Source organism: Kribbella caucasensis (assembly GCF_004361855.1).
In the GTDB taxonomy this organism is placed as follows: Bacteria; Actinomycetota; Actinomycetes; order Propionibacteriales; family Kribbellaceae; genus Kribbella; species Kribbella caucasensis.
Window position 1 is genome coordinate 1 of record NZ_SNWQ01000034.1, and the last position, 20,675, is coordinate 20,675.

Consider the following 20,675-nt stretch of genomic DNA (forward strand, 5'->3'; position numbering starts at 1 on the left):
GAGACCACCACAGACACCGACATCCCGGCGCTCAGCGCCTAACCAACCAGAGGATCACGCGACACAACCGCTACACCACACGGATGGACTTGACCATCACCGCAGGCTGACCCGCATGAGTGTGTGGAGTGACCAGAACCTTGACGACAAGGTGGTCGAGGCACTAGCTACCGTTCCAGTGGGATCCGAGACTGAGCATCATTTCGGGCGTCCGTGGATCACGACCTACCAGCTTGCGATCAAGATCGACGCACAGCATCCGGAGATCGCAACCGCTCTGGGTGTTGACGTCGGTGGGCTTGGCACCGGCCGCCAGGTCAGCCTTGCCCAGTACCTCGCAAAACAGCTGTCCGCGCGAATCAAGCAGGGCGGCGAGCACTACCCGATTGAGGGCGCGTTTCTGTCAGGTACGTCGCTGACCGAGCTCTCGTTCGTATCGCAAGACGGGCATGAGATCAAGAGCAGCATGACTAACAGCGGGTTTGACCTGTCGCTGTTTCCGCCTTCGCTGACGATGGCGCCAAACCAGGGCTATCTGCTATCTCCATGCCCGGGCTCAGCATTGCTACACCACAGCCCCGCATAGCAGCCCGGAGGAAGGTGCGCTGTTCCAGGCGCTGCTCCCAGGATCCGGAGCAACCAGGGATGACCATCGAATTGCGAGGACATTCCTACTGAGGTGGTGCCAGCTCGGTCTCACCTCGCAGGAGGTTCGGCGATGGATGAGAGGCGGCCTCCTCCCCGACGATTACGGCCTGCCGCATACCTCTCCGCAGACGGAATCGAGCCAGAGCAGTTGCAGGAATGCTTTCGCCATCTGCGCCTCCGCGAGGACACGACGATCCTCGACATCGCGCATACCCTCATGCTCAATCGCTATCGCTCGCTCGGCGACGCCTTGGATGATGCCGGCGTTGAAGCTGATGTATCGCCAGGATTGCGCGGGAGGTCGCTCGTACGTCCGATTAGCCGATAGCGGCGTTGAATACCGAGGCGGTGACCACGTCCATCCAGTAGTTCGCTCCCTGACCGACTGCCCCTTCGTCGTAATGCACCGGCAATGGACGACGGACGTCGGCCGAGTATCGAGCCGGCCAGGTCAGTACACCGGCGACGCCGAGGATCCCGCCGCGGATCTGATGCGCCTCCGCCAGTTCCAGGGCGACTACCCGCTCCGGCGCGGCGTCCATGAGAGTCCGCATGACTGCTCTGGCGGCGTCGCTCAGATGTGCCCAGATGTACTTGGCAGCCTCGACGTCGTCATCCGTGTAGCTCCACCCGCCAGAGCCCAACTCGTCGATCGGCTCCGCACCTTCAGAGGTGTCGCGTTGAAGGACAACTCGCTGCTCATTTAGACCGACCGTTACCGCACGCCAGCCGGCATCTCGGATGGCGCGACCGAGCGCCGTACCGGAATAGCCCTTCCAATGCGTTTGGTAGTCCCGAGCAGACGGCGGTAATGGCAGACCAAGGATCTGCTCGACCTCGTCGAATGTCAGCCTGACCTCGTCAGCTGAGTTGTCATCGAGCCAACGCCAGAGCGCCTGGTACTTGCCGGCGTGACCGGGGCGAGCCTCTTCTGCATACGCCGTCGACCTCTCCTTCGAGGACGGCGGCCGGGCGGGCTGGGCGACTGTTGCCGGGCACGGCCAGATGCTTGTCAGCACAGTGCTCAACGCCCTCGTGCGGTCGATGATGGCGTGCTCCGTCCACGCTGACGGATTCGCTGTCACCAGGCTCGCGTTCAGCTTGAGCTGGCTGTGCCCGAGGAGATAGTCACGCTTGCCCTGTTTGCCGAGCCCGCATTGCTCGGCCTGTTCCGCGGTCCAAGGTCGGTTTGACATCGAGGGATTCAGCTTGTCGTTGACGAGGGTCAGGTTGCCCAGGGTCTGGACCGTCCGGTCGCGTCGCAAGGCGCCGATCTCATCACCGACCAGGTCCCCGCCCCAATAGTCCTTCCAGGATTGAGGCATCACGTGTTCCACAGTCAGGTTCCGGGGACATGCCTGGCCCTCGCCCAGGGGACCACGTGTAGCGTCCTCGAGCGCCTCCAGGATCATTCGGAGGCGCGGGCGGGTTAGCAACTTGTACACCGGTTCCTCGGCCAGGCTCTGCTGCACCAACGCGTCATCCGGCCAGAACCGGGATTGGGCGGTCTGCCGCGCAAGAACGGCTTCCACTGTGTTGCCGGCGATTGCAGGACCGGCGTAGTTGAGTTCTTGAAGAAGCTCCAGCACGAGTTTGTTCGTGTCCTTGGAGGTGAGCCTGCACAGCGCGCGCCGTACCAGCCAGCTCTCCAGAGCGTTGAGCGCCTTATGCCGCTGCGTTTCTGGGAGATCCTCCTCCGTCCAGCGCAGCAGCCACATGAGTAATGGGCCCACTACTGCTGTATCCATCGCCTTGATGACGCGGTATTGGAATCGACCCTCGACGCTTGCGGGCGGTAGGAGATCCATCTTCCGGTAGACGTCAGCGTCCGATGCAAGCTCGGCGAGGAGCGAGCCAAGGTCCGGTTGTTGTGTGACGATCAGGCCGTCACGGAACTCGGTGAAGATCCGGTCCGTGGGCACCTCGCGCATCAGCTTCATGGTCAGCCAGTGGTTGAGGAAGACGTCGATGCGCGGACGGAAGAGCCGCCCCTGGGCGACCTGCTGCCGCCAGTAATCGCCATCCAGCTCACGCCAATACTGCGTGTAGAGCGTCTCCATGGGAAGTCCGTTTGACTGAGCGATCTGGAACACCAGATTCTTCACCAGATCGGCAGCCAGGAGCGGGGTGCCGCGATGGTTGAGGGTTTCGAAGATGACCTGTGCATTGTCTCCCGGTTCCAGGTCGATGACCACCAATCGCAAATGGGTCCGTAAAGCCGTCACCAGAGCGCTGAGCCGGGCCTTGACCTTGTCCTCGTCGCTGGCGACTTCCGCCCAGTCGCTGATGGCGTCGATGAAGAACGCGTGCGCCTGCGCAATCCGGGAGCCGCTCAGTTCGGCTGGCACGACGGTGTCGTTGTCCATTGCGGCCCGGAACGCAGCTTGGTCGCGGTCAGTAGGCCAGACCTTGAACATTTGATCGGGATGTTGGGCGATCTCAGGGTTGTTCTGCACCAGAACCCGTAGACCGTGGGAATCGGCGGCGTTCCCGTAGTGTTCGACGACCCACTGGGCGGCATCAAGCAGCAACTGCAGAGTTGTCAGGCGTTGCTGGCCGTCAATAATATGCCGAACTGCGATGAACCCGGTCGGGTTGGGTTGCTGGTCCACGACGATCGCTCCAAGGAAGTGCGGCGGCACCGGGGGCACTCCGTACCCGCCGGGCGGCGCCTCGAGGATCCGCTCAGCCAGCGCGCTGACGTCGTCCCAGAGTGGCTGCCACTGGTCCTTTTGGTTCCATACGTACGGCCGTTGGAACAACGGGACGACATAGCGGACGTGGGTCCCGAAAATGTCCGCAGGCGCGTACGGCTTCGCATCCATAAGTCCACCTTGAGTCGGTTCTCCATGCAGACCACAACCACCCGCCCGATACTCGCACGACGCCGCACCATCCGCGTCCCGTGGACCTTCGGAATTGGAGCCGCTTGACCGAGCGCCCACGCCGAATCTGCCGCAAGCCAGTCATGGCTGCAAGGATCAGCCGTGACGCGACGTTGGCGCCAGGATCCGTTGGTGACAACTTCCCTACGTCTTCGCGCCGGACCTACGCACACGCAGCACCCGAACCCGATCTAGAGCACCGTCAAGCTGTGCTCCCAGGCGATCCGCTCCGCGATCACCGCGGACGATGGCGTTGCTCTCCGCCTTCGCGGTGGAGTAATCCGCTTCGTCGATCAACTCGCTGGTGTTGTGCCAGCGGGCGTGGCTCGCAGAGTCGTCCGCTGCCTTGCCGTTCCATTCGTCGGTCATCTCCGGCGCTGCGCAGGGTGAGCCGGAGGCGAGCGGGCCGAGTCGGCGCTTGATGCCGGTCGTACCGGATCTCGAGACTGCAGATCACTGGCCGTTTTACTGACCGCTTTGAACGGCAAACACTAGCCAACGACGCGAGCCAACGCGAAATGAAAATCTGCGTTTCCGCAGGTCACGGGCATCTTCGACAAGCGTTGCGATGTGTCGAAATAGCAGGATTGATGAAGCGGTGGTTAGGGGTTCGAGTCCCCTCGCCGGCTCTCTAACCAGTGCATATGCCCAGCCGGGCATGATCCTCGAGCCCTAAGGGGTGGGTCGATGTCAGCCGGCGTGGAGTGGGGTTGAGGACCGCGTGCCGGAGTAAGGGGGGTGTGGCGGGGAGGTACGGTCGGGGTGCGTTGGGAGCCAGGTGGCGAGCAGGTGGCGGCGGGAGGGGAGCAGGTGGACGCGCCGTACGTCGATCCGGCGCACTGCGTCGCGGCGTAGGCCGAGCATCGGCAGGGCCAGACGTGCCTGCTGGATCGCCATTCCGGTCGGCAGGCCGCGGGTTCGCAGCACCACCTCGCAATCACCGTTCACGAAGTAGAGGACGGACCGAAGCCGCAGTGGCCGCGGCAGGTGGCGCCCAGCGCAGCGCATCGCGTACAGGTCGGACCCCGAAGGGGGCCAACCGGTCCTCACCCGTACGGTCACGTCTGACCGGGCCATAGGTCGATGATGCGTCACGTCACCTTGCGAAGTCCATCGGGGCTGGCGGCTAGGCGAGCTCTGGTGCAGCCGACGGGTCGAGGGAGCGGCCGGCGGTGACGGCTTCGTTGTAGGCGTCGTCGCCGAGGGCGGTACGTGCTGCCTGCTGAGCGGTGTCGCGGAGGCTCACGTCCGGGAGGTAGTACGCGTAGACGTCGGCGCCGACCGTCTCGCGCAGGCCGGTCGCGGCGCCGAGCAGGGTCGCGACGCGGACGTGGTTGTCTTCCTTGGACTCGATGACCGCCAGAGTCTCGACGAAGTAGGCGAGATTGGCCAGATCGCGGGTCTCTCGGGAGAGGACGATGCCTTCCTCGACGCGCTGGCGGGCGAGCTGGTAGTCGGCGAGCGCGAGCGCGGCCTGGGAGAGGTTGTAGAGCGCAACGTATGTCGCCAACCTGTCGCCTCGGCTGCGGGCCAGGCGGAGACCGCGTTCGATCTCAGGTATGGCGGCGGCCGGTTCGCCGCGGAGTAGATGCACAGTGCCGAGCCAAACGTGCACGAGGGAGGCCATCCAAGGCGAGCCGCGGTCCTGGAGGGCGAAGTCGAGGGCGGCACGGAAGCGGCCCTCGGCGGTGTCGAGGTCGCCGTCGGCGAGAGCGGCGAGTCCGGTGCCGGCGCGGGCTTTGCTGCGGACCTCGGGATCGTCCTGGCCCTCGGCGACGAGGTCCGCCTCCGCCCAGTACGCCGCCGCGGCGGCGTGGTCGCCGGCGGCGTACGTCATGGTGGCGCCGGCCAGGTTGACCCGGCTGCGCTCCCAGGGCGGAAGCTCGGTCGCGAGGCACTGTTCGGCGAGGCGGCGGCCGATCGTGAACTGGCCGCGCATCCACCAGTAGAGCCACATGAACCAGGTGATGCGTGCGGCGGTGGGGGCGTCGCCCGCGTCGAGGGAGCGTTCGACGGCAACGAGGATGTTCGCCTCCTCTTCCTCGATCCGCTCGAGCCATTCGACCTGGTCCGCGCGCTCGTAGCCGGCGGCTGCCTGTTCGGCGAGGCCGAGGTAGACGCGAGCGTGGGCGCGCCCGATGCGGGCAGCACGTTCGCCGACGAGGAGGCTTCGGGCGTACTGCGCAACGGGTTCGAGCAGGTCGAGACGGTCGCCGCGGACGCGTACGAGCGAGTGCTCGGCGAGCTCGTGGAGAATTCCGAGGACGTTGCCGGTGGCGATCTCGTCGCCGGCCTCCGCCACCGTCTCGACGGCCTCGAGAGTGGCGCCGCCGCGGAACGCTCCGAGCAGCGTGAAAAGGCGCTGCTGATCGGGATCGAGCAGGCTGTAGCTCCAGTCGAGGGTGGCCCGCATGGTCCGCTGCCGCTCCGGCAGGGTCGCGGGCTCCCGACGTCCTACCTGCGGACTCCAGCCGATCGAGCAGCGCAATGGGCGACAGCAGCCGCAGTTGGGTCGTGGCGAGTTCGATGGCCAGGGGCAGGCCCGCGAGGCGGTGGCAGAGCTCGGCGTACGCCGGGACGTCGTCCACGGATGGTCGTGCTCCGACCGACTCTGCTCGATCCAGCGCGAGCGCCCCGGCGGGGTGTGCGCGGACCTCGTCGACGGTCGTGGACGCGCGCCGGCAGGGCGAGGGGTTCGACGACGTACTCGCGCTCGCCCCTGACCCGCAGTGGTGAGCGACTCGAGATGAGCACTGTGAGCGCTGGACACAGGGCGGTGAGATGCCCGGCCTGGGCTCACGTGTCCAGACCGTGCTCGAAGGCGGAGCGTGCGGTACGAACGTCGAGCGGCCTAGAGCTCGTCGGGGTGTAGGGCGTCGAGGATCAGGGTGAGGCCGAATTCGAACTCGGCGGCGTAGTCGTAGCCCGGTTGCAGGGCGTGCTTGGTGATGAGTTCTGTGAGGTGTGGGTAGGCGTCGGTCGGTAGGTCGGCCAGGATGTCGCCTGCGACCTCGTCGAGTTCGGCAGGGCTCGCGAACGGCAGGCTCAGTTCCTGCAGGACGAATCCGTAGAGATAGCTGTCGATCAGCGAGAAGGCGTGTGCAGCCATCCCGACGGAGAAGCCGCCCGCTCGTAGAGCGCCGAGGACGGCGTCGTGGTGGCGCAAGGTCGCCGGGCCGGGCCGGCTGTTGGAGTCCATCAGGCCGACGGCCCAGGGATGGCGGCGAAGCGCCGTACGCGCGGAGGCGGCACGGTCGCGCATGGCTTCCCTCCAGTCCGTGGTGGACGACGGCAGGTCGATCTCGCCGAACACCGCGTCGACCAGGCCGCCGAGGATGTCCTCCCTGCCGGTCACGTGGTTGTACAGCGACATCGCCTCGACACCCAGCCCAGCGGCGATCGCCCGCATGGTGACCCCGGCTGCACCCTTCTCATCGGCCAGCGCCGTCGCGGCGGTGACTATCCGCTCGCGGCTGAGCGGCGCCCGCTCCGATCTCGTACGCCGGCCGGTGCTGCGCTTGCTCATGGGGCCGCCTCCTCCGCTACCACTTGACTGACTTACGGTGTAAGTCTAGCCTGACTTACACCGTAAGTCTGACGGCAACACCAAGGGCAGGGGTTGGGGACATGAGCACGGACAGGATGCGGAAGATCTGCATCGTCGGCGCCTCCGGAAAGCTCGGGCAGTACATGGTTCAGCAGGCGCTGGACCGGGGCTACGAGGTCGTCGGAGTGTGTCGCGAACGCAGTGTCCCGAAGCTCGCCGCGTTCGCGGACCGGATCACGATCGTTCCCGGACCCACGAACGACCGAGAGGTGATCCGGAAGGCGGTCGCCGGATGCGACGGCGTACTGACCGTGCTGGTCCCGTGGGGCGTGCAGCAGTACTCGTCGGGCACGGCGCAGGCGGTGCTCGACTACGCCGAACCCGACGCGCGCCTGGTCTTCTCGTGCGGCTGGCACATCACCCGGGACGGCAAGGACAAGTACTCCTGGCGGTTCAGGGCGGCCATCCGGATCATGACCCCGTTGGCCCGCCTCGTTCGCGCCGTCGAGATCGACGACCAGGTGGAAGCGTGCCGGCGGATCTTCGCCAGCGACCGGCGGTGGACCGTCGTCCGTGGGAGCGACCTCGAGGAGGGCGAGAGCCAGGGCCTGCCCGTATGGAGCCGCCACGTCGGCGACCCAGTCCTCGCGAGCAACCTGACCCGGCGCGCGGACTTCGCCCTGTTCATGGTGGAAGCACTCACCGACGACACCCTCATCCACGAGGCACCAGCAATCGTCGGCCGCCTCTCCCCCAGCGCACTGGCCCACGCCGACGGCTCTACAGCAGAAGCACCAGGACGGTCCGCGTAAGCCCGAGCAGCGGGCCCAGTGGAAGGGCGAACCCGATCCAGAAGGCGAGTTCGAGCGGTAGCAGTACCAGGGCGACGACCTTTGCGCCCGGGGCGTCGGTCCAGATCATCACTCCTGCCGCCAGTTCGGCGAGGCACACGGCCAGGAAGCCGATCAGGAGTGGTGTGCTGGTCGGTACGCCGATCCGCTCGAAGGGTCCACCGCCATACGTCGGGAACCCCATGAAGTTCCACACCTCCCCGGTCCGGGCGAAGTGTCGGACGCCGAGGAAGCAGGGCAGCCCGAACCCGAGGCCAAGGAACGCCGAAATCGAGCCGGCAGCGATCCGCATCTCAGCGTTCCCTCCTCCGACCGGGCCGTTCGAGTAACTGCTTCGCCAACGTGTCGGCCAGCCACGCTGCGTACTTCTCGTCGCTCCAACCGTAGCGCCGCAGGGTCAGGTAGGTCCCCGATGAGGAGAGCATCAGCAGCAGGTCGGTGGCGTCCTCGACGGTGAGCCCGGCACGGAGGCTCCAGCGGTCGGCGATCAGTGCCACGATCTGGCTCAGCCCCTCACGGCGCAGCCGCTCGCTGTTCGCGACCACGGCAGCCGCGTCGGGCTCGTGCGGCGCCGATTCGGCGACCTCCTTGATCACTGCGGCGCGGGTCAGGATCGCCGTGTTGCCGTCGACGAACGCGGCCAGAGCCGCCCTGCCGGAGCGGGCGGCGACTAGGTCGGCGAAGAACGGCTGCTCCATCGGGGGGAGCCGCTCGGGTCCGAGGACGGCGTGGTCGAAGCACGCCTGCAGCAGCTCTGCCTTGGTGTGGAAGGTGAAGTAGACAGTCTGGACCGCGACGCCGGACCGCGTCGCGATGTCACCCATTCGCGCCCCCATGAACCCCGCCTCCGAGAAGACCTCGACGGCGGCGCGGATTATCCGCTCACGGGTAGCCGCCGCCTGCTCGCGACGCGTCCGCTTCGGGGGATTGACAGCCTCTGCCACGAGACACAAACTACCAGTAGTTATTCACTAGCGAAGCTCACTAGTGTCGCTCACTAATGAGTGAATCACCGGGGGGTCTTCAATGACCGCACAGAACAGTCCCGCCACGGCGTCGGATCCCTGGGAGATGGCCCTGATCCATCGCCTCATCCGGCGGGGATTCGAGCAGGCGAGTGCGCACGTCCTGGCCGTCGGTGCGGCGACTCGCGCCGGCGCCGTGGCGGCGTACATCGGCTTCCACCTCGACGGGTTGCACGCCCATCACTCGAGCGAGGACGAGCTGATCTGGCCCGCCCTGCGCGAACGAGCCCAACTGTCCACTGCCCTGATCAGCCGCATGGAGGAGCAGCATGCGGGCGTACACGACGCAATCGAAACGACCCGGCGCGAGCTTTCAGTGTGGACAGCCAACCCGACCACTGAAGCATCTAGGTCGCTCGCTGCGGACCTTGCCACCATAGTCGACAGGCTGGCAGAGCACCTCGCGGAGGAAGAGCGCGAGGTAGTACCGCTGATCGCGGCCCACATCAGCCAGGCGGAGTGGGACCATCTCGGGGAAGTTGCCTTCAGCAAGTTCACCCCACAGCAGCGGTTCACCGCCATGGGCGAGCTGCTCGAGGCCGCCCGTCCCGACGAGGCCGCCCGGATGCTGGCCGGCCTGCCGGCTCCGGTGCGAGTGATCTGGCGACTGGTCGGCCGCCGGCAGTACCAGAGATTTATGAACTCGGTCCGCGGCGCCTAGCGGCCCACGCCGGCAGGCGCCTATCAGACGCCTGCCGGCCTCCCCCCGGTTGTCGGCGATACATGCCCGCCTCGATCTACGGTCGGGTGCCGCCCGGGACCGAGTCAACGACGGTAGGGGGTGAACTCAGAGCCCCTACGAGTGGTCGCGTTGGTGGTTGGCGGCCGCGGCGTCGAACGCTTGCGCAACAGATTCCCCGGTGCCGTCGGCATCGACCACACCCAGGATGAAGGCCACCACTGTCTCTGCGAACAGGCTGGCATCTTGGCGGAACTGCTCCATTTCGTCGTACTGCAAGCGAGAACGGAGCAGGAATCCGTCGAGCATCGCCTGCAATGCCAGGCCGAGACGTTCGACGGTCCAGCCTTGTCGGAGGCTGAGTCCGAACGCTTGCATGAGGCCCGCATATCCCTCGTACCACGGTTGCCTGGTCAGGCCGATGTCAGTGAGGACGGCGGCCTTCAGTTCGGGGTACTGGTCGAGCAACGCGCCGATGTGGTGCAGCAGATAGGAACGTGGCCGGGCCTGCAGCAGGTCGAGCAACCCGTCGCACAGTCCGGTGATGGCTTCCGACGGACTGGCCGCGGCGGCGACGCCGGCGAGATGCTCGACCTGCAACGCCGGGTTCGCGGCGGGCGAGTCGCGGTACAGCATGGTGTGGATGATCGCGGCTTTGACGAAGCTGTTCTTGTCCGCCCACCGGTTGCGGAAGGCCTTCTGGCTGGCCCCCTCGCCATGCCGGGCACGCGCCATCTCGACCACGTCCTCGACCCGTAGCCACTCCAGCGCCGCCGGGAAGTGCACTCTGCGCAGCCGGCGAGGGCGTTCGTTCAGCGAGGTCGAGAACATGGCGTCGATCAGTTCCGCGGCGGCGTCGAGAAAGTACCCGGCGCTCTCGTCGTCGGTCGTCGGCGCCGGCCGTGGCGTCACTGCGCTGCCACTCGAAGTATTACCGGGTGGCGGGCAGTCGAAGGAGTTGCTTTGGTGCGTCTCCCTCGGTGTCGGTGTCGGTGTGTTCGACCTCCACGAACCAGCTCGGTTCCAGGAGGTCTGCGCCGCCGGCGTACGGGGCTGCCCAGAAGGCGAGGTCCGCGGACCTGACCTCCAGGCCGTCGGTTCGGCCGTTCCGGTGTTTGGCCGCCGACAGGAGTTCGGACAGAATCTCGTCCTTCTCGATCAGCTCGCGTTCGCCGTACCGCTCGAGGCTCGCCCAGCTCATGACCATCATCCTCAGCGGTACGTCGCTGTCGGCAAAGGTCAGTGAGGCTCCGGCGCGCGGGCCGCTCACTGGTAGCTCGTCGAGGAAGACGCGCGCTCGTACGTCGGTCTTCACCGGGTGCCGGCGTCGTTCCTTGCCGTCGAAAGTCACGGCTTCGGTGGTTTGCGCGTCGATCCGCCAGTCCAGTTGGAACTCGGATCGGAGGCCGGCGGCACCCAGGCCGTGGCGTTCGAGGAGTTCGGTGGTCATCGAAGCGGCGGCGTCGGCCTTCAGCGGCTCGCCCTCGCTGGTCGCGATGCCGCGGGTCAGGTCGACCGCGGTGGTGACTCCGCCCATCCGGTTGGTCGGCTGGCCGTGTACGACGGCCCCTGATCTGCCGTTGATGGCGATCGCGTTCTCCGCCTCGACCTGTTCGCCGTCCAGGTGGAACTGTTCGGCCAACGAGCGAAGCCGGTCGAAGTCGAGTTTGGCCGGTCGTACCAGAGCAATAGCTATGCGTGTCATGACAGTTTCCCTTCTTGGTCAGCAGGCGTGGGGGATCCAGGTCCAGGAGAACAACCCCTGGCCGCGAACCGGGTCGGGGCTGACGAAGCCGTGGCCGTGCAGGAAGTCGGCTCCGGTGTTGGTACCAGGGCTGTTGGCGTAGAGCACGGCCGCCTCGACACCGGTGGGCTGGCAGTGCTCGGCCATGAAGAACCACGCGTCGATAACGCGCATCGGGCCGCCCTGAACAAGCCACTCAGGAATGCCATAGACGACGCTGAGCCACCGGCCGTCCATGGCGGAGGCGAAGACCCTTCCCGGATCTGGGAGGTCGAGGCTGACGTTAGTGAAGCTCAGGATCGCGTGCGCGCCCTCGAACGCGTCTGCCCAGCGATCGAATACGTCGCGGTTCGTCCCGTTCAAGGTGGCGTCCATCTGCAGTGTGTTGCAGACCTCCAGCGCGAGCCACTCGAGATCGCCGTGTCCCATTCGCAGGTCGCCGTCGTTGCCGTTGCCGTTCGACGTGAAGTCCCCCCGGACCTGCGAGTCGTCCGGCACGTCGCTGCGGAAGTAGAACCCGGTCGTGCTGCCATGGCCGGTGAAGTAGACGATGTCGGCTCGCTCGAGCCATTGGTCGGCGTGACCACCCCGGGCGTTGGCCTTGAAGTCGTCCTCCCAGGCATTCGAGTTGCCCCAGTTGAACAGCCCGGTTGCCCCGTCATGATTGCGCAGCTCGTCGTAGAACCCGCCGGCATCCTCATGTTCGTGATGGAGCTGGTTGAGGTTGTTGTAGTCGTTGATCCATTCCACTCCGATGCCGTACGACATCGCCCCTCCCCCTGTGCCGAATGTCCGCGCACGACAAGGAGACCGACCACATGGTCGGATACCCCCATCCTCGTCGAGTCGCACCTTTGGTTGAACGGAGCGCCGTGACGAAGCCCTTGATACAACACATTTCCCAACCCTGGCTCGGCCGCTCATCGTGCCGTATGGCTGGCGAACCGTGTGGTGCGGGACGGAGCACGTCAGTGTTCGGTGAGCTTCGGGGTGTCGTAGAAGGTGACCTGGCCGTTCTCGTCGTACGCGACACCGCTGAACTTCGCCCGGCCGATGGGGTTGTCGCAGAGGAACCGCAGCACGGTGCCGTCCGGGTCGGGCAAGTCCACGCCGATTCCGTAGTGTCCGCCGTCCCATACCTCGGTGTGCTCGAGTCCGAGCTCGTCCCAGCGGGCAACTATCCGATGGAAGGAGTCCCGATCAGCGATCTCGAAGGCGACCACATCGAAGCCGGACAGATTTGGCCGGTTCGCGCAAAACTCCCGGTCTCGCAACGCGATCACGAAGCCGCCGTCGTGATCGGCCAGCACAGCGCCGCGCAGCTCACCCTGCTCGGCGAACTCGGCCGCCAGCTCGAGGTCGAGGGCGCGCCGATACCAGCGGACACTGCCGGCCAGATCGGCAACCGGGATCTTGACCTGACGAATCCTCGCCAACCCGATACCCATTGCTTGCTCCATTGATCGCCTGCGTTCCCATGGTGACGCCAGCGTACGCTGCGGCTCGCCTCACCGGCCTGATCTTCGTCAGCGTGGCAGTCCGGCTCCCAACCGCCGGTGCTTCACCAATGAGTTGAGGCGGTGGGACAGTGGCGGTAGCGCAGGTCGTACGTCGTCTCTGGAGGTCTGGGATGAGTAAGCCGTTTGCGTCGTCGGCGGATTTGGGGGACAAGGCCGAGACGTTGGAGGTGCTGGTGGATGGGGTGTATGCGCTCACCGCGGAAGGGGATCCGAACGTTGGTGCGATCGAGGGTGAGGACTTTGTCGTCGCGTTCGAGGCCCTCGCGACACCGGTGGCCGCGCGGGACTGGTTGGACCGGTTGCGGGAGTACACCGACAAGCCGGTGAAGTACCTGGTGCTCAGCCACTACCACGCCGTACGGGTGCTTGGCGCGAGCGCGTTCGATGCCGAGGTCGTGGTCGCGCATGAGCAGACGCGCCGCCTGATCGCCGAGCGGGGCAAGGAGGACTGGGAGTCGGAGTATGGGCGGATGCCGCGGCTGTTCAGGGAGCCGGCCTCGATCCCGGGGCTGACCTGGCCCGACGTGACGTTCTCCGACCGACTGACGATCGACCTGGGCGGTGATCGCGGCGAACTCGTCCTGCAGTACTGCGGACGCGGGCACACCGCCGGCGACATCGTGGCCTGGTTGCCGCGGCACCGGATCCTCTTCGCGGGTGATCTGGTGGAGGCGCAGGCGGCCCTCTACACCGGCGACGCCTTCCACTTCGACTGGTCGACGGGGACGCTCGACCGGGTGAAGGAGTTCGGTGCGGACACCTTGATCGGTGGGCGCGGCGCGATCCCGCGCGGACGGGACGCGGTCGACGCGGCGATCGAGCAGACCCGCGACTTCCTGATCGTGATGCGCGACCGGGTCGGCGCCGTACATGCCGGTGGTGGCACGCTGCGTGAGGCGTTCGAGGCGACGCACGAGGCACTCGCGCCGAAGTTCGGGCACTGGCCGATCTTCGAGCACTGCCTGCCGTTCGACGTGTCCCGGTTGTGGGACGAGTTCGACGGTATCGACTGGCCGCGGGTGTGGACCGCCGAGCGGGACCGCGACGTCTGGAACCAGCTGCAGGACTGACCGATGCGCACCCCGTCCCGATACCGCGGCTCACCGGTCGTTGTCATCGGCAACGGACCGGTCGGCCAGACAGCTGCGTTGCTGCTGGCGCGCTGGGGCATCCCCGTCGTGCTGCTCGACCAGCGGCCGGCTCGAGATGCGGTGGGGTCGAAGGCCATCTGCCAGCAGCGCGACGTTCTCGACGTGTGGGCCGCGGCCGGTGCTCCGGAGATCGCGGCCGAAGGGCTGACCTGGACCACCGCCCGGACGTTCTACCGCGATCGGGAGCTGTTCGCCTGGTCCTTCGTGGATCCTGGCAGCTCGCCGTTGCCCGCGTTCGTCAACATCTCGCAGTCCAGGACCGAGCAACTGCTCGACGAACGCATCGCCGCGCAACCCTTGATCGACGTCCGCTGGGACCACGAGGTCACCAGCATCGATCAGGACGGCGACGGGGTGACTCTGACCTGCGCGAACCAGGTGCGGGTGCAAGCGTCGTACGCCGTCGCCGCGACCGGCGCGCGGTGTGTACTGCGGGACCTGCTGGGCGTGAGCTTCGACGGCAGCTCCTTCGACGACCTGTTCCTGATCTGCGACATCCGTGCCGACCTGCCCGGCTGGGAGAGCGAACGGCGGTTCTACTTCGACCCTTCGTGGAACCCGGGCCGGCAGGTTCTGATCCACCCCTGCCCCGGTTCGACGTACCGGATCGACTGGCAGGTCCCGGCCGGGTACGACCTCGCCGAAGAGGAACGCAGCGGTGCTCTGGATGCCCGGATCCGCAAGATCATCGGCGACCGCCCGTACGAGATCGTGTGGAAGACCGTCTACCGCTTCCACGCTCGGCTGGTGGATCGGATGCGGGCCGGCCGGGTGCTGCTGGCCGGTGACTGCGCCCATCTGGTCGCACCGTTCGGCGCGCGCGGGCTGAACTCCGGCGTACTGGACGCGGAGAACGCGGCCTGGAAGCTGGCCTTCGTACTGCGCGGCTGGGCACCGGAGTCCCTGCTCGACACTTATCACGACGAACGACACGCCGCCGCGCTGGAGAACCTCGACGTCACCAGCGCCACGATGCGGTTCCTCGTGCCGCCCGACGACGCGGCGAGACGGGCGCGACACGAACTCCTCCAGGCCGCGGCCACGAACGCCGACGCCCGATCGAAGGTGAACTCCGGTCGATTGGCAGAACCCTTCTGGTACGTCGATTCGCCGCTAACCACCGCCGATCCGTCCCGGCCGTTTATGGGTCGCCCGGAACGCGGGAAGTCCCCAGCCACGTGCCCCGGCGTACTGATTCCCGACGTACCGATCCACGACCCGGACCGCCCGGAAGTGACGCGCCTACGCGAGATCGTGCGCGACGGGGTGCTCGCACTGACGACAGACGGCGTGAGTACGACGGAGGTGACGCTGGCCTTGAAGAATGCCATCGACGCCCCGAGCCGGGTGCTGAGCATCGAGGCGATCGACTCCAGCGGAACCCTGACGACCGCACTAGGAGCGCGCCCCGGCGAGGTCTGGCTGATCCGCCCCGACGGTCACGTGGCCGCCACAATCCCCGACCCGACCGCTGCCACGATTACAGCCGCCGCCCGCCGATCACTAGGAAGTCAGAGGTAACCTGCCGTCGTCGTGCCGATCGGGGGGGGTGGCTGGCGAGCAGTGTGCAGAGGTCCTCGGACACAAGGAGGTCGGCCTTGAGCTGATCGGGTATTTCGGCCTCCGACAGCACCGAGTGCAACGCGGCCTTGCGAGCTGACCAGGTGGCTGCCTGAACCGCTCGCGCGTGCGCGACAGGTGAGGTGCACGAGCTGGGTTAGCTGGCGCCGCGGGTGTGGATCGTTGAACGCCTCGCGTGCCATGCCCGCACGTGCTGCACGCAGTCACGCAATGCTGCGTCCGCCGCAGTGCCGTCGGGGCGGCCAGCTTCGGCGGACGCATGCTCAGTTGGTACCACGTACGGCATCAGGTCGAATGCAGTGCCGAGTGGTCGCGGCGGCGTTGCACCCCGAGGGTGATGCCCAGTCCTGCGCCGGCGAAGGCGATCCCGCCCAGCGCCCCCAGTGCCACCGACGACGTGTCCAGTCCATTCCTCTCCTCGACAATGGGGACCTCGCCCGCCGGGATGTATTGCGAGGGTCCACCGTCCGGTTTGACGTCTGCCGACGCCGGTGCGGCGATCGACAGCAGCCCGACGCAGGCCGCGGCACTCGCGGCAAATCCGGTCAGGATCTTCGTGCTTGATGCGTGAAACATGACTTCTCCTGTGCCCTCGCGTCCGGCGGGACTCGCCTCTGTCGGTGGATCCAGGTGCGCCTGACGGTTGGTGATCCGGTTGTCGCACTGTGCGGTATCGCGCCGGGAAGGCCCGGTATCACGCCGGTATCGCGGCCATTGACGGCCGGCACGTGGAGGTCGAGAGTCGAGAGGTGGGTATCGCCGTTCTCGGCCCGCTCACGATCGAGGGGGAACACAAGGTTCTCGGACGACGTGATCGCGTCGTGCTCGCAGCTCTCGCCGTACACCCCGGAGAGGTGGTCAGCGCGGAGGCACTGGCCGACGTGCTGTGGGGAGAGCAGGTACCGCCGTCCTGGGCGAAGATCGTCCAAGGATGCGTGGTCCGGCTCCGCAAGCTGCTCGGCAGCCGTGCGATCGAGACCTCGCCGCTGGGTTACCGGCTGACCCTTCCGGTCGACGACGTCGATGCGCAGCGCTTCGAGCGGGCGGTCGGCCGTGCTCGCGGACTGCTCGCGGCCGGGGACGCCGAGCGGGCGGCTCTGGTGCTGGCCGATGCGCTGACGCTGTGGCGGGGCCGGCCGTTGACCGAGCTGGACGGGTGGGACCCGGCCCGGATCGAGGCGGCCCGGCTCGTCGAGCTGCGGCACTCGGCGGAGGAGCTGTATGTCGAGTCTGCGCTGCGGGCCGGCCAGCACGACAAGGTCCTCGATAAGGCGCAGGCGTTCGTGGGCGAGGCCCCGCTGCGCGAACGCCGCTGGATCCTGCTCGCCACGGCGCAGTACCAGGCCGGCCGTCAGGGCGAGGCGCTCAAGACCATCCGGCAGCTCCGCGCGGTGCTGAATCGTGAGCTCGGTTTGGATCCCAGCCCGGAACTGGATGCGCTGGAGCAGGCGATACTACGTCAGGACCCGTCGCTGGTGGTCGAGAGCGCACTGCCGGAGCCGAGCGCGGCATGCCCGTACCCGGGCCTGAAGTCGTACGACGTCGACGACGCGGAGGTGTTCTTCGGCCGGGATGCCGACGTCGCCGCGTGCTTGCGACGACTGTCCGACAGCTCGGTCCTGGCAGTCGTGGGGCCATCGGGCTGCGGCAAGTCCTCGCTGGTCCGGGCAGGCGTCGCCGCCGCCCTGCGCCGCGACGGGGTTCGGGTGGTGGTGATGACTCCGGGGGTGCACCCGGTCGCCGCGCTGGCCGCGGTGATGCCGGGCACGGGCCCGCCGCCGGCGCTGCTGGTCGACCAGTGCGAGGAGGCGTTCTCGCTGTGTCAGGATGCCGCTGAGCGGGCCACCTTCCTCACCACCCTGGCCGCTCACCTGACTGTGGCACCGCTGATCTTGTCGTTCCGGGCCGATCGGCTCGCCGACATTTCGTCCCACCCGGCGTTCGCGCGCGTGGTGGAGCGCGGCCTGTACCTGCTCGCCGCAATGGCAGAGACGGATCTGCGGGCCGCGATCGAGGAACCGGCCCGGCTGGCGTCACTGGTAGTGGAGCCAGGTCTGGTTGACTTGCTGGTCGGTGAGGTGGCCGATCAGCCCGGCGCGCTGCCGCTGATGTCGCACGCGCTGGCCGAGACCTGGCAGCGCCGCGAAGGGCGCACTCTGACAGTGGCCGGCTACCGCGCCACCGGCGGCATCCGCGGCGCGGTTGCCCAGTCGGCCGAGCAGGTCTACGCACAGGTCTCCCTGGAGCAGCGCACGGTGCTGCGGGGCTTGCTGCTGCGTCTAGTCACGCCGGGCCCGGAGGGAGAACCGGTCCGCAGCCGGTTGCCGCGTCGCCTGGTGGTCACCGGCCCCGAGAACGACGCGATGGTCGACCTGTTGATCGGTGCGAGGCTGGTGACCAGCGACGACGGCGTCGTGGAGCTCGCGCACGAGGCGCTGGCCCGGGCCTGGCCCCGGTTGCGTGGCTGGCTCGACGACGACCTGGAAGGGCAACGGATCCTCCATCACCTGGCGACCGTGGCCGACTCGTGGGACACGCTCGGGCGTCCCGACAGCGAGCTCTACCGCGGCGCACGGCTCGCCAACGCCCTGGACTGGCAGGAAGGCAGCAAACCAACGCTCACCGAGACCGAGCAGGCGTTCCTGGCCGCGAGCAAGCGCCTGTCCGAGGCTGAACTGCGCGCTGCCGAGGACACCGCCCGGTACCAGATCCGCGTGAACCGGCGTCTCCGCACCGCGTTGGGCACCGCCGCCCTGCTGCTGGTCGGGGCGCTGGTCGCCGGCTTGGTCGCAGTCGGCCAGGCCGACCGCGCCGACCAGGAGGCAGCAGCCGCCGAGCGGGCGGCGCTGGTCGCGGATGCCGGCCGGGCCGGCGCCAAGGCGGTTGTGAAGGACGACGTCGACGAGTCGTTGCTGCTGGCCGTGGCCGGTATCCGGCTGCACGAGACTCCCGAGTCGCGGGCCAACCTGCTCGCCGTGCTCGCCAAGCAGCCCCGGCTGATCCGCTCGGTCGAGACGGAGCGGCTGGACACCTACGCCGTCGACGTGAGCCCGGACGGCGCTCGGGTCGCGCTGTACGACCCGAATGGCACGACCTTGCTGTACGACCCGACGACCGGCGAGCTGAAGGGCGCGCACCGCCCCAAGACCATGCCGGAGGGGTCGGTGCGCCGCGAAGGGTGGGCAGCGGCCGCATTCGGCCCGGACAGCAGGCACGTGGCCGCCGGGATGCCCTCGCCGACCACCCATCCGGTGCGGCTGCTCGATCCGAGGACGCTCGAACCGGCACCCGAATCGCAGCAGCTGCCGCATTTCACAGTGCCGGCGCGGGCAACACACCTCGACTACAGCCACGACGGGAACTCACTCGTGGCCGTCATCAAGTTCTACGCGAACGGGACGCTGAACGACTACACAACCGGGTCCGTGCTTGTCTGGAACGTCCGACAGGGCACACAACCGTCGGTGCGGAGAACGCTGCCTCTGTCTGCCGACGCGGTCAGGGCCCGGGTGCAAATCAGCCCAACCGGCGATCGGGTCTACACGACCAGACCGCTGACGGGGTACGACGTCGGGACCGGGAAGGAGCTCTTCTCACGGACCGACCTGTCTTCCAACGGCATCGACGTCACGCGAGACGGCAAACTACTTGCACTTGCCGGCGAGATGCCGCCAGGTTCGGGCTCAGGCATCGGGGATGTGGTGCTGATCGACGCCGCGACAGGAGCAGTCAAGGGGCGCCTGCCCGGCGACGACGAGATTCTGACGGTGCGCTTCTCCCGCGACGGCACCCGGCTGGTGTCGACGACCGCGGCCCCGAAGACGATCGTGTGGGACGTGGCAGAGGGCCGGGTGGTCGAGGAACTCGAGATCCGCGACCAGGACCTCTGGGACGTCGGCTTCAGCCCGGACGACGAGACCCTGTACACGGCGGGGAACGGAGCGCTGCGCAGCTGGGATCTCAGCGGCAAGCGCAGGTACCTCACGCAGGTCAAGAAGCCGCCCGGCCTCGACCACGGCTGCGTGATACCGGCCCCTGGCGGCCGGACCATCTACCGCCAAGGCCGTTCCGGGATCGGGTTCATCGACGTCGAAACGGACCAGGCGACCAAGCCGACCGTTTTGAGTGGCGATTGGTTCGCCATCGACAGTGCGAGCTGCGGGACCTGGCACCCCGGCGGCGAACGGTTCGCGGCGGTGAAATCCGGCGTCCTCAGAGTGTGGAACACACGCGCCGGTCAGGTCATCGCGCAGCGCCGGCTGCCAGGGGGCCCCGTCCAGGATCTCGACTACAGCGGCCGCGACGGCAGCCGGATCGCGATCGGTCAGGCGTCCGGCATGGCCACATTGCTCGACTCGGACACCCTCAAGCCGGTGGGCAAACCGGTCCAGGTGGGCGTGCCGATCGCTTGGCTGTCCGCGAGTCCGGACAATCGCAGTGCCGTGGTACTCACCGGCGGCCGAAACTTCGGGCTCGACTTCGTCGTCCCGTCCACGGGATGGGCGCTGCTCGACCTCGAGGCGGGCACGGCAATCCGCACGGGCCCGCTGGCGATGCGCGACCCCGAAATAGCAACCTTCTCCCCGGACGGCCGTCATGTCGCCATTGGGAGTCACCACGGCGAGGTGATGGTGCTCGACACCGCGACCGGCACAGCGGTTCGTCCGCCGGCGAAGTTGCAGGAAGATCCGATCAACAGCCTCGCGTACTCGGCGGACGGCTCCCGCCTGGTGTCGTCCGGCGCCGACGGCACCGTGACCTTGATCGACGGCGACACCGCGGCTCTGTTCGGCTCCGTCGTCATCCCGCAACAGACCCTCGCCACAGCCGACTTCCGGCCCGACGGTCGCACAGTCGTGATCGCGTCGTATGACGACGGGATCTACCACTGGGACACCCGCCTCGAGCACGCCATCGAGCACGCCTGCCAGGCCGCCGGCCGCGACCTGACCAGCGAGGAGTGGCGGGAGAACTTCGGCGACCGGCCCTTCCACAAGACCTGTCCCTGAGCGGGACGCCGCCTCCTCGTGGTCAGTATCACGTC

At 67.2% G+C, this 20,675-nt stretch carries 19 protein-coding genes; 7 read left to right on the forward strand and 12 right to left on the reverse strand.

All coding sequences use genetic code 11. The annotated features are described in order from the left end of the window. Positions 1 to 115 precede the first annotated feature (115 nt). The gene (locus EV643_RS39790; RefSeq protein ID WP_133805413.1) at positions 116 to 586 is read left to right on the forward strand and encodes a hypothetical protein; all 471 of its coding nucleotides are present in this window, start codon (positions 116 to 118) and stop codon (positions 584 to 586) included. Between the two features lie 379 nt (positions 587 to 965). Here the strand turns inward: EV643_RS39790 and EV643_RS39795 are convergent, their stop codons facing one another. The 4 genes from EV643_RS39795 to EV643_RS39810 form a co-directional block, all read right to left on the reverse strand. Next, on the reverse strand, positions 966 to 3,473 hold the full coding sequence (locus tag EV643_RS39795; RefSeq protein ID WP_133805414.1) for a GmrSD restriction endonuclease domain-containing protein: 2,508 nt from the start codon (positions 3,471 to 3,473) through the stop codon (positions 966 to 968). A gap of 204 nt (positions 3,474 to 3,677) precedes the next feature. After that, positions 3,678 to 3,902 carry a hypothetical protein gene (locus tag EV643_RS39800; protein WP_133805415.1) on the reverse strand — a complete coding sequence of 75 codons (225 nt, stop codon included), beginning with the start codon at positions 3,900 to 3,902 and terminating at the stop codon, positions 3,678 to 3,680. Between the two features lie 321 nt (positions 3,903 to 4,223). Then, positions 4,224 to 4,610 (reverse strand): hypothetical protein, encoded by a 387-nt coding sequence (locus tag EV643_RS39805; RefSeq protein ID WP_133805416.1) that lies wholly within the window; start codon positions 4,608 to 4,610, stop codon positions 4,224 to 4,226. Between the two features lie 49 nt (positions 4,611 to 4,659). Further along, positions 4,660 to 5,946 (reverse strand): hypothetical protein, encoded by a 1,287-nt coding sequence (locus tag EV643_RS39810; RefSeq protein ID WP_133805417.1) that lies wholly within the window; start codon positions 5,944 to 5,946, stop codon positions 4,660 to 4,662. Positions 5,947 to 6,059: 113 nt separating this feature from the next. On the opposite strand from EV643_RS39810, the gene EV643_RS39815 reads away from it, so the two are divergent. Next, complete coding sequence (locus tag EV643_RS39815) at positions 6,060 to 6,269, forward strand: hypothetical protein (RefSeq protein ID WP_133805418.1); 210 nt, start codon at positions 6,060 to 6,062, stop codon at positions 6,267 to 6,269. Positions 6,270 to 6,384: 115 nt separating this feature from the next. On the opposite strand, the gene EV643_RS39820 is transcribed toward EV643_RS39815, so the two are convergent. Next, complete coding sequence (locus tag EV643_RS39820) at positions 6,385 to 7,059, reverse strand: TetR/AcrR family transcriptional regulator (RefSeq protein ID WP_133805419.1); 675 nt, start codon at positions 7,057 to 7,059, stop codon at positions 6,385 to 6,387. A 101-nt stretch (positions 7,060 to 7,160) separates the two neighbouring features. Here EV643_RS39820 and EV643_RS39825 point away from each other — a divergent pair, with 101 nt between their 5' ends. Then, positions 7,161 to 7,892 (forward strand): NAD(P)-dependent oxidoreductase, encoded by a 732-nt coding sequence (locus EV643_RS39825; protein WP_133805420.1) that lies wholly within the window; start codon positions 7,161 to 7,163, stop codon positions 7,890 to 7,892. Here EV643_RS39825 and EV643_RS39830 read toward each other — a convergent pair. Both EV643_RS39830 and EV643_RS39835 read right to left on the reverse strand, forming a co-directional pair. Then, positions 7,861 to 8,223 (reverse strand): hypothetical protein, encoded by a 363-nt coding sequence (locus EV643_RS39830; protein WP_133805421.1) that lies wholly within the window; start codon positions 8,221 to 8,223, stop codon positions 7,861 to 7,863. The genes EV643_RS39825 and EV643_RS39830 overlap by 32 nt on opposite strands. A 1-nt stretch (position 8,224) precedes the next feature. Beyond that, positions 8,225 to 8,875 (reverse strand): TetR/AcrR family transcriptional regulator, encoded by a 651-nt coding sequence (locus EV643_RS39835; RefSeq protein ID WP_133805422.1) that lies wholly within the window; start codon positions 8,873 to 8,875, stop codon positions 8,225 to 8,227. A gap of 82 nt (positions 8,876 to 8,957) precedes the next feature. Between EV643_RS39835 and EV643_RS39840 the strand changes: the two genes are divergently transcribed. Beyond that, a complete protein-coding gene (locus EV643_RS39840) occupies positions 8,958 to 9,617 on the forward strand; it encodes a hemerythrin domain-containing protein (RefSeq protein ID WP_133805423.1) in 660 nt (219 codons plus the stop codon). A 135-nt stretch (positions 9,618 to 9,752) separates the two neighbouring features. Here EV643_RS39840 and EV643_RS39845 read toward each other — a convergent pair whose 3' ends face one another. The 4 genes from EV643_RS39845 to EV643_RS39860 all read right to left on the reverse strand — a co-directional run bounded on the left by EV643_RS39845 (position 9,753) and on the right by EV643_RS39860 (position 12,827). After that, the gene (locus EV643_RS39845) at positions 9,753 to 10,547 is read right to left on the reverse strand and encodes a hypothetical protein (protein WP_133805424.1); all 795 of its coding nucleotides are present in this window, start codon (positions 10,545 to 10,547) and stop codon (positions 9,753 to 9,755) included. 19 nt (positions 10,548 to 10,566) lie between these two features. Then, complete coding sequence (locus tag EV643_RS39850; protein ID WP_133805425.1) at positions 10,567 to 11,340, reverse strand: hypothetical protein; 774 nt, start codon at positions 11,338 to 11,340, stop codon at positions 10,567 to 10,569. An 18-nt stretch (positions 11,341 to 11,358) separates the two neighbouring features. Then, positions 11,359 to 12,147, reverse strand: coding sequence for a DUF6345 domain-containing protein (locus EV643_RS39855; RefSeq protein ID WP_133805426.1), 789 nt, complete (start codon positions 12,145 to 12,147; stop codon positions 11,359 to 11,361). Between the two features lie 200 nt (positions 12,148 to 12,347). Further along, on the reverse strand, positions 12,348 to 12,827 hold the full coding sequence (locus tag EV643_RS39860; RefSeq protein WP_238166130.1) for a VOC family protein: 480 nt from the start codon (positions 12,825 to 12,827) through the stop codon (positions 12,348 to 12,350). A 182-nt stretch (positions 12,828 to 13,009) separates the two neighbouring features. On the opposite strand from EV643_RS39860, the gene EV643_RS39865 reads away from it, so the two are divergent. Together EV643_RS39865 and EV643_RS39870 are read left to right on the forward strand one after the other, a co-directional pair. Then, positions 13,010 to 13,969, forward strand: a complete 960-nt coding sequence (locus EV643_RS39865; RefSeq protein ID WP_133805428.1) for an MBL fold metallo-hydrolase — start codon at positions 13,010 to 13,012, stop codon at positions 13,967 to 13,969. A gap of 3 nt (positions 13,970 to 13,972) precedes the next feature. Beyond that, positions 13,973 to 15,571: an FAD-dependent monooxygenase gene (locus EV643_RS39870; RefSeq protein ID WP_133805429.1), complete on the forward strand. Its 1,599-nt coding sequence runs from the start codon at positions 13,973 to 13,975 to the stop codon at positions 15,569 to 15,571. Between the two features lie 345 nt (positions 15,572 to 15,916). Here the strand turns inward: EV643_RS39870 and EV643_RS39875 are convergent, their stop codons facing one another. After that, positions 15,917 to 16,207: a hypothetical protein gene (locus EV643_RS39875; protein ID WP_133805430.1), complete on the reverse strand. Its 291-nt coding sequence runs from the start codon at positions 16,205 to 16,207 to the stop codon at positions 15,917 to 15,919. A 173-nt stretch (positions 16,208 to 16,380) separates the two neighbouring features. Here EV643_RS39875 and EV643_RS39880 point away from each other — a divergent pair, with 173 nt between their 5' ends. Further along, on the forward strand, positions 16,381 to 20,640 hold the full coding sequence (locus EV643_RS39880; protein ID WP_166665752.1) for an nSTAND1 domain-containing NTPase: 4,260 nt from the start codon (positions 16,381 to 16,383) through the stop codon (positions 20,638 to 20,640). The last annotated feature ends 35 nt before the right edge of the window (positions 20,641 to 20,675 follow it).